Raw genomic sequence first — 11,043 nt, forward strand, 5'->3', positions numbered from 1 at the left:
TCAATTAATGTTTTTATTCTCTAATACGTCATTCTCTCTACCTAACTTTAAAACATATTCTTTAAAGAGATTTTGATGCTCAGACAATAGGACATGCTTATTCCATCCTATATAAATTTTCTTATAATCTAGATCATCTTTAATTTTTACTACTGAAATCTTATTTGTATTAATAATAGGCGTATTTAAAATAATAGCAATGCCTGCACCAGCTGCAACTAATCCTGCAAGGATACTCCCTTCATTTGGTTCTGCAATAATTCTAGGCGTATAGCCCATTATCTCTTCATAGGATATGGTTTCATCTTGAGATGTACCTTTATAGGCTATAAAATTTTCTTCTTTTAATGCTTCTAAAGTAACTTCTTCTTGGCTGGCTAAAGGGTGATTTTTAGGTACGATTAAAACATATGCTTCTTTTTGTACTAATACTGCTTCTATTTCAGGATATGCTTCCATTTCCTTTAAACTATCAAAAAATCCAAAGTTTATTCTACTATACTTCAAATCCTTCAAAATCTCTTCTCTTGATTGATTGTTAAGATTGAATTTAGTTTGTAGGCTATTACTTAGAAAATTACTTATTAAAAAAGGAATGAAAGTCGCACCTAAACAATACGTTGACGCTATAGAAATGACACAATCTTTGCACCTTTTCATCTCTTGCAATTTTTCTTTGCCTCTTTGGACTTCATTTAATGCTGCATCTGCATATTTCAAAAAGACTTCCCCAAAATGGGTAATCTCTATGTTACGCCCATCTCTTGCAAAAAGTGAAACATCTAATTCTTCCTCTAATTTTGCAATAGCCTTACTGAGTGCTGGTTGAGTGACCGATAATAGATTAGAAGCTGTTGTAAAGTTTTTTGTACTGGCAATCACTTTAAAGTACTCTAGTTGTTGTAAGTTCATTTGATCTCCATTCATAACTTTTAGTTATAGTTTTATGATTTAATTGTATTAGACATGTAATGTTAAACAATGTTATACTCTCATTATCTTATCAAATAGTAAAATTTAATCAAGAAAAATTTATAAGTTTTGCGCATATAAAACCAACTACAACTATTGGAGGTACACATTATGGATGATACATTGCATCAATCAGCAAAAGACCTTATCAAGCTGAGACATTCCGTTAGAAATTATAGTGATACACCACTTTCTCAAGAGGTCATCAACAAAATAGAAACTTACATTGCTACGGTAGAAAATCCTTTTCATAAAAAGGTAAAAATTAAGTTCATAAAAAAAGATCTTACAGATAAAGAAACAAAATTTGGTACCTATGGTGTCATTAAAGGCGCAAATTATTTCTTAGCAGCGGCTTGTGAACAAGATGACTTATCACTTATCGCATTAGGCTATACATTAGAAAAAGTTATTTTATATTGTACTGCCTTAGGCCTAGGTACAGTATGGTTAGGTGGAACCTTTAATAAAGGAGGATTTGCCAAAGCTACGAACTTATCCGACACTGAAATATTACCTATCGTCTCACCTGTAGGTTATGAAGGTGGAAAAAAATCTTTAATTGCTGCTTTGATTGGTGAGAATACGAATAAACGTAAGCCTTATACTGAGCTGTTCTTCAATCAGAATTTTGATACACCTCTTCAACCTAATCATGCTGACCCTTATTTCGAACCACTTGAAATGTTAAGGTTAGCACCTTCAGCTATTAATAAACAACCTTGGAGAGTATTAAAGGATAAGACTATGCTACACTTTTACCTTAGTAGTACTAAAGGTTTAACTAAAATCGATATAGGAATAGCCCTTTGTCATTTCCATTTAACAGCCCTTGAAAAAGGTATAAGTGGAGCGTTTGCCATACTAAATCAAATCAAAGATGACCAAGATAAAAACTTTACTTATATCCTATCTTGGCAAAACGAATCAAAATAAAGGAGTTGATTTTCATGTTTAATGTAGATAAAAACAAATGTATTGCTTGTACCCAATGTATCAAAGATTGCCCTGTTCATGTCATTGCTTTAGAAGAAGGAAAAGCTGTGATCAATAATGACGGATGTATGAAATGTGGCCACTGTGTTGCCATCTGCCCAGTAGAAGCTGTCTCAACAGATACCTATAAGATGGATGACGTAGTTCCTTATGAGAAAGATACGTTTACTATTGAGGCTGATCATCTCCTAAACTTTATTAAATTCAGAAGAAGCGTTAGAAGATTTAAAAATAAATCCATTGAACAAGATAAAATTCTTAAGATTCTTGAGGCGGGAAGATTTACTCAAACCGCTAGAAATAGCCAAGATGTATCTTATATTGTGGTTTCAGAAAAACTTAATGATTTAAAAGTACTTGCTTACGAAAGCTTGAAGCAAAAAGGTGAAGCAATCCTTGCAAACTTAACACCTGAAACCGAACACCTTAAAAGATATGCTCATCTCTGGATTCATAGCTACAACGCCTACAAGCAAGATCCATTACAAAATGATAGACTTTTCTTTAATGCACCATTAGTAGTCCTTGTTACTTCTCCAACGCCTATTAACGGTGGCTTAGCTTCTACAAATATGGAATTAATGGTAAATGCTTTAGGTCTTGGTACTTTCTATAATGGCTTTTTCTTACACGCTGCTCAAGATAATCAAGCCATTCTAAACTTACTTGGTATACAAGATAGTAAGGAACTTATCTCTTGCTTAGTCATTGGCTATCCTGATGTCAACTACAAAAGAACTGTTCCTAGACAAGAGGCTAAAGTGACTTGGCTATAGATTTAATAGCCCTTCATTATCCATGCTTTAACTTAAGACTGTATAGATAAATAAAGATGTAACATATTTTATAATTCAATGTGTTACATCTTTTTGATTTAAGAATTCTTCTTTATATAAATTTTTAATGCTTGAATCAGTAACACTAAAGCATAAATACCTAACCCATAAAATGTCAAAGTTACTAATACTTGAACTAAAAACATGATAGCATTCATTAACAAAACCTCCTTTTTCTTATGATACTGTTAACTTTTTTGATAAAAATAGTAGTAAGTCATCATCATTACAACAGACCGCATATTGCTCAAGCTGCTTGTTCTGATACCATACCCCTGTACCATCTGGAATATAGCCGCGTTTGATATACATACGCTGTGCTATTCCATAGCCTGAATGTACTCCTACTGCTAAATAAACCTCATTACTTAGCTTAAAAGCCTCTGCCTCTACAACATCTAAAAGCTTATTTCCAATCCCCATATGATGCAAATGAAAAAATACACATAAATCAACGATTTCTGGCATACCTTTACCACCAAATGGTCCCTCTGTTGGCTCTAGAACAAGTGTACAGATTCCTGCTACCTGATTTTCATATTCTGCTATAAATACTTTTCTCTTCCCAGTTTCTTGTTCTTTGTAGTAATTGTTATAAGTCTTCCTCTCAGGATGCCAGTTATAAGATAAATACGTATTATAAAATACATCTCCATCTGATTCTCGCATACTTCTTATAAGTAACTTTTCATCATTATAATAAATCACACTTATCATCCTCTCTCCAAAGCTGCATTGTATTTTTCATTTAATCTCCCCTAAGTGAATCCAATATCTTTGAATACACACCTCTTCTTCTGAACGTTCATCTTCTAACCTTCCACCATTGCTCAGAATAGTTTTAGCCGATGCAACATTTTCTTTATTACAAGTTACTAAAACTTCTTTTATTCCCAGTTCTACACATTTCTCCAATGCTAACCCTAACATTTCAGTAGCATAGCCCTGTCTTCTTTCAGATTTTCTTACGCTATAACCTATATGTCCTCCATAATTTAATAAATACTCATTTAACCTATGGCGAATATCAATCATTCCTATTAATTTTTCGTCCCCATCTACTGCAAGATAGGTCGTTGCTGGTACAAATCCAGGTCTTACGGTTTCTTCTTTTAAAGTATCTTGGAATACTTGGTACCATTCTTCAAATGTATTTGCTTCTCTTAGTGTTGCACAACCATCCATACGCTCATTATTTCTAATAAATTCTTCTCTGTAGTCCATGACACGTTCTTTATCTGCCAAAGATGGTAAAACCAACCTCAATCTACTCATTCCTTTCTCCTTTCCATAAATGATATATTTTGACTCCTATCTCACATACGCCCTTTATTTCCTCATATTTTTCTTGTTTGCATAATTTACCTATTTTTATTTTAAACAGTATTCATCCTTGTCTACTTGCCTAACTCTTTAAGTATATTTTGTCTGAATAATTTTTACAATATACTTTCCGATCTTTTGACTCATAATAACCTTAGAAAAATTATTAATATTGGAGGTTCTTTATGATCAATTTTCCTACAGCTTTTCCTGCTCAACATCAAAACCAGCATCCTGGACTCGAATCAGAGATGAATCCCTTACCACTCTATGATGCAGATCCTTACGCTTTAAAAGGTAATTTACTTCAAGATAAAGTCGCACTTGTCACTGGTGGCGATAGCGGTATTGGTCGTGCAGTCTCTTTAGCTTATGCCAAACAAGGGGCTCATGTAGCTATTGCTTATTTCAATGAATCTCACGATGCCGAAACTATTAAGCAAGCCATCGAAGCCATTGGTCGCACCTGTCTTCTTATTCAAGCTGACATTACCCAAAAAGCCGAATGTGAACGTGTTCTTACCACTACACTTGAACACTTCAAAAAACTTGATATATTAGTTAATAATGCCGCTGTTCAAATTGAAGCTCAAAAACTAGAAGACATTACAGATGAGCAATTTGATAGAACCTTTAAAACAAATGTCTATGGCACCTTCCATATTACACAAGCTGCCCTTCCCCACCTCAAATCAGGGGCTTGTATCATCAATACTACTTCTGTTGTAGCTTTCCATGGACATGACACGCTTATAGACTATTCAATGACAAAAGGTGCTTTGACAGCTTTTACACGCTCCCTTTCTCTTTCCCTTGCTAAATCTAAATCTGGCATACGTGTTAATGCAGTTGCACCAGGTCCTATTTGGACACCTTTCATCCCTTCTTCTTTCCAAGCAGACAAAGTGGCTCAATTCGGGATGAACACACCGCTTGCTCGTGCTGGCCAACCTATAGAATGTGCCGGTGCTTATGTCTTCTTAGCCTCCGAAGCAGCATCCTATATAACAGGTCAAACCATTCATATTAATGGTGGCGAAATTGTAAACGCTTAGTTTAAAGAACTTTACATCTAAAAAGAGAAGATACTTTATTTTAAGTATCTTCTCTTTTTAGGTGTTAGGGCTTAGTTCTATAATAAAACATCTATAAAATATCCAACATATATTGATTCATAATCTCTATAAACTTCTGTTTACTGCTTCGTTTAATGAGCGCTTCTTGACAAATAGATAGCCATTGGGCTTGTGTAAAACCTATCACTTGCTCTATTACATCTTCTTCAAACAAATCATCATCCCGATAACAACGTACTAAACATTCCCCTACTTCTAGAGGGGAGTAGAAAATCTGAAAACCGATTAATCGGCTACATTCACCTTTAAAGGCTTGTTCTATAAGACGTTCTATGGTCTTAAGTACTCCTCTTTTTTCTACCCAAGTACCAGCCTTTAGCTGATCCAATTGATGACTTACCACTTTCATATAAGGTAACAATTCAGCCTTATAAATAGACAAATCTTCTTCTAAAAGCTCAATCATCTCATCAAAGGAACAATCTGTAGGCATACAAAAGATATTCTCTTTATTCATAATACTATAGAATGCAGTAGGTAAAAAAGCATAAGTCAGAAAGCCAATAACTTCATCTAATGTAGATAAATGAATCCAACGTTCATAATGTCCACCATGACTATTAATAATAACCCCATGAAAAAATACTGTATCTAGTGTTAAACTTTCTTCTGTTAAAAGTTCCACCCCTTTACCCCATCTCATGAGTTGCATCCATTTCCTACACCCTACATCATACTTTTTCATTGTGACTCCCCCCTAATCTTGTGCATTTTATTTATTCCTATTACTATTTTATTATCTAGAGATTAAAATCATTATTAATCTCTAACATTTTTTATGTATTCTATATACTACATCTGAAATTTATCTATATTAAACGAAATTTTGTCTATAAATTTGACAACAATATGTTATAATCTATTTTATCTATTAAAATTATTTTTTTAGGAGGACAAAAGATGTTATTAGAAATATTAAATGATGCCGTTAAAGAGGCCATGCGTAATAAAGAAGCCATAAAAAGAGATGCACTGCGCGCAGTTGTTTCAGATATTAAATTAGCTTCAAAGGAAAAACATGCAGATTTAACTGAAGATGAAGAACTTGCTTTGCTTAATAGGCAAGTAAAACAAGTTAAAGAATCTATCGATGCCTATACTGCTGGTGGTCGCCTTGATCTTGTAGAAGAAGAAAAGGTAAGATTAGAAGCCTTATCAGCCTTCTTACCACAACAAATGAGTGAAGATGAAGTACGAAGTTTAGTTAAAAAAACAATTACTGAACAAGGCCTTGATACATCTAATAAAGGGCTTTTGATGAAAAACTTAATGCCACTCTTCAAAGGTAAAGCTGATGGTAAAATGGTTAATGAAGTTATTGGAAGCTTTGTCAAATAAATAAGCACATAAAAATAGACACTGTCCAGTAGGCAGTGTCTATTTTTATTATGTAGTTACTTTTTTGCCTTTTTTATCACATTCATCATTCCTTGAGTACCTGCTACAGCTCCTAATATAAGACATATGTTTAGTAAAAGCCGCACTTGCGAATCACCTATTCTAGAAATAGCGCCTAATAAATAGGTTATACTACTGCTGTAGAGTAGTACCTGATTTTCTTTAGAAGATTTTTGTTTTGCTGGAATATAACAAATTTGCATAGGTCTAATTCCTCTCTTTAGAGTTATTACACCTTATGTAGTCTCGAAAACTTTTATACCAAATATCACCAATCTTATACTTCATATTTAGATTCACGGGGCCTGTCCTTTACAGTGTGACCAAAGTTTTGAAGTCCGTAGTCTTGAACATAGCTATAACAAGCTTCTATCTCTGGTGGTAGTTCAATAGGGAAAATAAAATTCATTCCTTTTGGACCATAGCCATTGACATCATTCCTAAGCCTTGGGATTTCTCCCATCACGAGGGATATAAACCGTTCTACATCCCATAATCCGTTTATAGAACGGGGTTCTATAAAATACTCTTCTCCTTCTTGCTTAAGATAAGGTATAAAAGGTGCAAAACTAATCAACTTAACCTCTTTTAAATACTTCATAAAAGTAAGATGGCTACGCATCTGCATTGTTGGATCCTGTATAATTAAAATACATTTAGGATCAAGATGATAGGCAGCCATTTTTTCAATGGCATAGGTTGCATTATTGCCACAGTTTGTAGACTGATTTTCAATAAATAAGGCTTCTTTGGGTAGATGATACTGTTCAACCAGTATCCTTTTAAAAAGTTCTGATTCAGCTTGATTTTCTACCTCCATGTGTGTATAGCGTTTATCCTGCTTTAAGGCTTCCCATAAATAGGTTGTTGAATGCCCCTTTCCACCTACAATCATCACCTGTTTTCCTATACCTTTATGATACAAGTCTGCCACAAACTCAATGGTATAAGGCAAGGCATTTCCAAGTAATATAATAAGGTCAACTGTTTTTGCATTCACTGCTTCAATATCTCTTCTTGCAAGGAACTTTGCTAACTGGTTAATTGCTTCTAACGTATCCATCTTAATCTGTCTCCCTTTTATCTCCTTATCTATTTAGAGGAGTCTATAATTTTCCTGGTAAACTCTATAACTATTTTCATATAAGACAATTATAAGATATCAAATAAAAAGTACAATACTCCTATTAACGCTTTGAGTACTGTACTTTTATGTTTCTATTATTTAGAGTACTAATCTGCATTTCAACTCTTTTTAAAGTATATTATGAGTTTCTACTTGGAATGAGTGAAACATAATAAGCCTTTTGTGCACTCTTTTCTGTATAATAAGCTTGGCGCATCGTTTGAACTACTTGCGTATCACCTTTTATTGCCTTGAGTTCTTGCAATAAACTTGCTAATACATCCTCTACCTCACGATCACATTGTGATTCTAGTTTAGTTGCTTGTCCCATAAGACTCATACCTTGAGAAGTTAATTTAGAAATAGATTGACTTCCACTTTTATATTGATTTAAAAGTGCCCATCCTTGTGACTCTATTCCTTTTAACTGTCCCATATACTTACCACGTAGTGCATACATCTTTGCTGTATAACTTGCCACAAGCTGAGCCTCTGGGCTTACTTGTTCTTTTGCCTCTTCATTTATGACTTGGTCTAGATTTTTATTTTCTAGCTCTGTTTCTTGTCCATTTCCCTTATTTCCTAGTGATGCAACAAGGCGATTGGTTGCTTCTTCAATGGAAAGTTCACCTGTTTCTAATTGCTCCATCTCTTCTATTGTTAACGTTCTCATTGTATCTAAATGATACTGTGTAAGAATTTGATTGACTGCGTCTTGGCTTGCAATCATTTGTTCTTGCAAAACTTCAGATGAATATTGAAGACCTGTCAAAAGTGTATGGATATTTTCACGTTGCCAATAACTAATACCACCTACACTTAACACACTTACAATGAATAAGGTACCCACTATTTTTTGCCATCTTTTCATATGAGATAACTCCTTAAGTCGTATGATTGGTTAGTATATGTAATTTTACACTTATATTCAATAATTCTCAAGTCATACCCTATCCATTATAGCTCTTAAAGAAGTTTTCTCCAACTAAAATACTCTCCATTCGATTACCTGAGCGCTCTTCAAAAGTAATACGTGTGTATTCAAGTGGAACAAGTTCTAAAATATCTAACATACCTTCCTCAGATTTATTCTTAATCATCTGGTGTACTTGCTCTTGCATAGAAGCATTACGAATAAGTACATCTGACGTTTTTAAGTCTACACGTATTAAAGTATAGACTTTATTAATCATCTCATCTGCACTACACACTTTATCTACCATATGAGGTAATAAATCTTTAAGGATTACTTTCTTACTATTTTGTCCTATAATCATTTCATCTTGTAATACTTGTTTTGCTTTAAAATCAATACTTACATTGGTATAAATATAACCTTCTGTACATTCAGTACATTTTTCCTTTTTACTCCCTAAGCACTGTTTACATGGTACTTTAGCGCTTCCTTCACAGGTTTCGCAAACTTGCTTCCCTGTTTGACAATCACAATCCATTTCATAATACTTTTTACATTTAATTTTTTTAGTTCCTTTACATTTATGACAAGTAATCCTCTTCGTGCCCTTACATACTTTACAAGCATACCCCTTATCTTTAAACTTCTCATTTACCCAGCCTGTATTTTGACAAAGTCCACACATTTCTCCACCATCACAATGTGGGCATTTTTTATACATACCATCTTTAATAAAGATATAACCTTTATCACAATGTGGACATTTAATTTTCTTGTCTTTTGGACAAGTACACCTTGCTACACCACGCCCATTACATTCGGGACACTCTGCTATACCTTTATCATCACAATGTACGCAGGTATAATTTCCTTTTTGACATGTTTTACATTCTATGTACTTATTCAACGCTTTACAAGACATCTTTAAAGTTCCTTGGCATTTTGTACATACTGTTTCACCTGTTCCATGACATGTCTCACAAGGTTCTTCTCCTTGTCCATCACAATGTGAACAAGTCATTTCCCCACTTCCATTGCACTGTTTACAAGGTTCTTTAAAACTATCGATACATTTAGGGGTTTTATATATTCTATCGATATTAAATTTCCCTACAGGACTAAACTTATAACGCTTTAAAATATAGTGATATAAATCTTTTTTACATTCTTCTTCACTACTCATTTCTTGCACTTCATGAGTAACTGCCTCATGCTGCTCCATAGTGGCTTCAATGCGGCTTAAACGTACATATAGTTCTACTCCTGTTTGAACATCTAGTCTATAATCTTTCTTATTTTTAAAGTATTGTTCTAAAATTTCTAAGGTTGCTCTATCCTTTGAGGCAATGAGCTTAATCATTAATTCTGTATCTCCCTTAGCACGTGGTTGATTCATTAAAAGGGGATCCTTCAATGCTTCAAACTTTATTTCATGAGGTTGTTTTTCAGTTTGAATTTTGTCATATATAAGTTCACAGGCTTCTATATTACCTTCTTTTACTGCATAAAACAGCGGGGTTAAACCTTCCTTATTTAATTGATTTAAATCTGTTGAATATTTCAAGAGCACTTGTAAATGCTCATTTAAACTTTCTTTTATAGTTATATAAATAGGGGTTTCATTTTCTAAATTTAATTGATCCGGTTCTACTTTACCTTTTAACAAGAGTTCTAAATATAAAGGATTATCTTGCTTTAAGGTTTCAAAAATAAAAGGTTCACCAGTCTCTTCTATTCTAAAGTCACCCTTAAAACCCCCCTTAGTAAGTACTTCAAAAATCTTACCATAATCTTTCTTAAAAACTTTCAAAAGCAAAGTATCTCTTTCACTTTTTTCATAGTTTTTTTGTATGCCTAACAAGATAAACATAGTGGCAATATCAATCCAATTATTATCTATCGCCTTTTCAAAGTTTCCTTTAGAATAAGCAAGTCTTCGATTACTTAAATAAAACTTAGCAAAATTTTTATATACTCTAAGTTCTTTTTTCTTAACCTTGTCTCTTAAAAGAACAGTTGCACAAGGTAGCATAAGTAAGTCTATAACGCCAACGATGCTCACCAACATAATAATAAGTACGGCAGATATATATTGCTCATAAACAAATAATCCCATTGCAATTACCAACATTCCTATATTAAACCATACAGTTGTAGGAATAGGTTTTCTTTTCTTTTGCTGCATATGTATTCTTCCTTTCAGTCTATATAAATTTATATCGGCAACTTCTTTATTATTTTTAAGTCATTGTTACCCTAGCCATTTTAAGACTAGCAAAGATAGCTTATAAACCCTTTGGTGACTTTTATTATAATTGTTAAAGAAGGCTTAGAATATAA

General features: G+C 33.4%; 12 protein-coding genes. 4 read left to right on the forward strand and 8 right to left on the reverse strand.

What is annotated here, in order from left to right; all coding sequences use genetic code 11:
* Positions 1-927 carry a LysR family transcriptional regulator gene (locus tag PBV87_RS02905; RefSeq protein WP_330680339.1) on the reverse strand — a complete coding sequence of 309 codons (927 nt, stop codon included), beginning with the start codon at positions 925-927 and terminating at the stop codon, positions 1-3.
* A gap of 156 nt (positions 928-1,083) precedes the next feature.
* On the opposite strand from PBV87_RS02905, the gene PBV87_RS02910 reads away from it, so the two are divergent.
* On the forward strand, positions 1,084-1,908 hold the full coding sequence (locus PBV87_RS02910; protein ID WP_271011084.1) for a nitroreductase family protein: 825 nt from the start codon (positions 1,084-1,086) through the stop codon (positions 1,906-1,908).
* A 14-nt stretch (positions 1,909-1,922) separates the two neighbouring features.
* Positions 1,923-2,744: a nitroreductase family protein gene (locus PBV87_RS02915; protein ID WP_271011085.1), complete on the forward strand. Its 822-nt coding sequence runs from the start codon at positions 1,923-1,925 to the stop codon at positions 2,742-2,744.
* Positions 2,745-2,981: 237 nt separating this feature from the next.
* Here PBV87_RS02915 and PBV87_RS02920 read toward each other — a convergent pair whose 3' ends face one another.
* Both PBV87_RS02920 and PBV87_RS02925 read right to left on the reverse strand, forming a co-directional pair.
* Positions 2,982-3,512, reverse strand: coding sequence for a GNAT family N-acetyltransferase (locus PBV87_RS02920; RefSeq protein ID WP_271011086.1), 531 nt, complete (start codon positions 3,510-3,512; stop codon positions 2,982-2,984).
* A 36-nt stretch (positions 3,513-3,548) separates the two neighbouring features.
* Positions 3,549-4,079 carry a GNAT family N-acetyltransferase gene (locus PBV87_RS02925; protein WP_271011087.1) on the reverse strand — a complete coding sequence of 177 codons (531 nt, stop codon included), beginning with the start codon at positions 4,077-4,079 and terminating at the stop codon, positions 3,549-3,551.
* A gap of 233 nt (positions 4,080-4,312) precedes the next feature.
* On the opposite strand from PBV87_RS02925, the gene PBV87_RS02930 reads away from it, so the two are divergent.
* On the forward strand, positions 4,313-5,182 hold the full coding sequence (locus tag PBV87_RS02930) for an SDR family oxidoreductase (protein WP_301335031.1): 870 nt from the start codon (positions 4,313-4,315) through the stop codon (positions 5,180-5,182).
* Positions 5,183-5,273: 91 nt separating this feature from the next.
* Here the strand turns inward: PBV87_RS02930 and PBV87_RS02935 are convergent, their stop codons facing one another.
* Positions 5,274-5,948 (reverse strand): hypothetical protein, encoded by a 675-nt coding sequence (locus tag PBV87_RS02935; protein ID WP_271011088.1) that lies wholly within the window; start codon positions 5,946-5,948, stop codon positions 5,274-5,276.
* A 215-nt stretch (positions 5,949-6,163) separates the two neighbouring features.
* On the opposite strand from PBV87_RS02935, the gene PBV87_RS02940 reads away from it, so the two are divergent.
* On the forward strand, positions 6,164-6,601 hold the full coding sequence (locus PBV87_RS02940) for a GatB/YqeY domain-containing protein (RefSeq protein ID WP_271011089.1): 438 nt from the start codon (positions 6,164-6,166) through the stop codon (positions 6,599-6,601).
* 56 nt (positions 6,602-6,657) lie between these two features.
* Here the strand turns inward: PBV87_RS02940 and PBV87_RS02945 are convergent, their stop codons facing one another.
* From PBV87_RS02945 to PBV87_RS02960, 4 genes are all read right to left on the reverse strand, one after another.
* Positions 6,658-6,864, reverse strand: a complete 207-nt coding sequence (locus PBV87_RS02945) for a hypothetical protein (protein WP_271011090.1) — start codon at positions 6,862-6,864, stop codon at positions 6,658-6,660.
* A gap of 74 nt (positions 6,865-6,938) precedes the next feature.
* Positions 6,939-7,724 (reverse strand): YdcF family protein, encoded by a 786-nt coding sequence (locus tag PBV87_RS02950; protein WP_271011091.1) that lies wholly within the window; start codon positions 7,722-7,724, stop codon positions 6,939-6,941.
* A 202-nt stretch (positions 7,725-7,926) separates the two neighbouring features.
* Positions 7,927-8,658 (reverse strand): hypothetical protein, encoded by a 732-nt coding sequence (locus tag PBV87_RS02955; protein WP_271011092.1) that lies wholly within the window; start codon positions 8,656-8,658, stop codon positions 7,927-7,929.
* Between the two features lie 79 nt (positions 8,659-8,737).
* Positions 8,738-10,888 (reverse strand): ankyrin repeat domain-containing protein, encoded by a 2,151-nt coding sequence (locus PBV87_RS02960; protein ID WP_271011093.1) that lies wholly within the window; start codon positions 10,886-10,888, stop codon positions 8,738-8,740.
* Positions 10,889-11,043: the final 155 nt, after the last annotated feature.

The organism is Holtiella tumoricola (assembly GCF_027857615.1).
Taxonomy (GTDB): domain Bacteria; phylum Bacillota; class Clostridia; order Lachnospirales; family Cellulosilyticaceae; genus Holtiella; species Holtiella tumoricola.

Excerpts from the sequence above, each read along its gene's own strand:
- PBV87_RS02905 (WP_330680339.1), bottom strand. The coding sequence starts at position 927 with ATGAATGGAGATCAAATGAACTTACAACAACTAGAGTACTTTAAAGTG.
- PBV87_RS02910 (WP_271011084.1), top strand. The coding sequence starts at position 1,084 with ATGGATGATACATTGCATCAATCAGCAAAAGACCTTATCAAGCTGAGA.
- PBV87_RS02915 (WP_271011085.1), top strand. The coding sequence starts at position 1,923 with ATGTTTAATGTAGATAAAAACAAATGTATTGCTTGTACCCAATGTATC.
- PBV87_RS02925 (WP_271011087.1), bottom strand. The coding sequence starts at position 4,079 with ATGAGTAGATTGAGGTTGGTTTTACCATCTTTGGCAGATAAAGAACGT.
- PBV87_RS02930 (WP_301335031.1), top strand. The coding sequence starts at position 4,313 with ATGATCAATTTTCCTACAGCTTTTCCTGCTCAACATCAAAACCAGCAT.
- PBV87_RS02935 (WP_271011088.1), bottom strand. The coding sequence starts at position 5,948 with ATGAAAAAGTATGATGTAGGGTGTAGGAAATGGATGCAACTCATGAGA.
- PBV87_RS02940 (WP_271011089.1), top strand. The coding sequence starts at position 6,164 with ATGTTATTAGAAATATTAAATGATGCCGTTAAAGAGGCCATGCGTAAT.
- PBV87_RS02945 (WP_271011090.1), bottom strand. The coding sequence starts at position 6,864 with ATGCAAATTTGTTATATTCCAGCAAAACAAAAATCTTCTAAAGAAAAT.
- PBV87_RS02950 (WP_271011091.1), bottom strand. The coding sequence starts at position 7,724 with ATGGATACGTTAGAAGCAATTAACCAGTTAGCAAAGTTCCTTGCAAGA.
- PBV87_RS02955 (WP_271011092.1), bottom strand. The coding sequence starts at position 8,658 with ATGAAAAGATGGCAAAAAATAGTGGGTACCTTATTCATTGTAAGTGTG.
- PBV87_RS02960 (WP_271011093.1), bottom strand. The coding sequence starts at position 10,888 with ATGCAGCAAAAGAAAAGAAAACCTATTCCTACAACTGTATGGTTTAAT.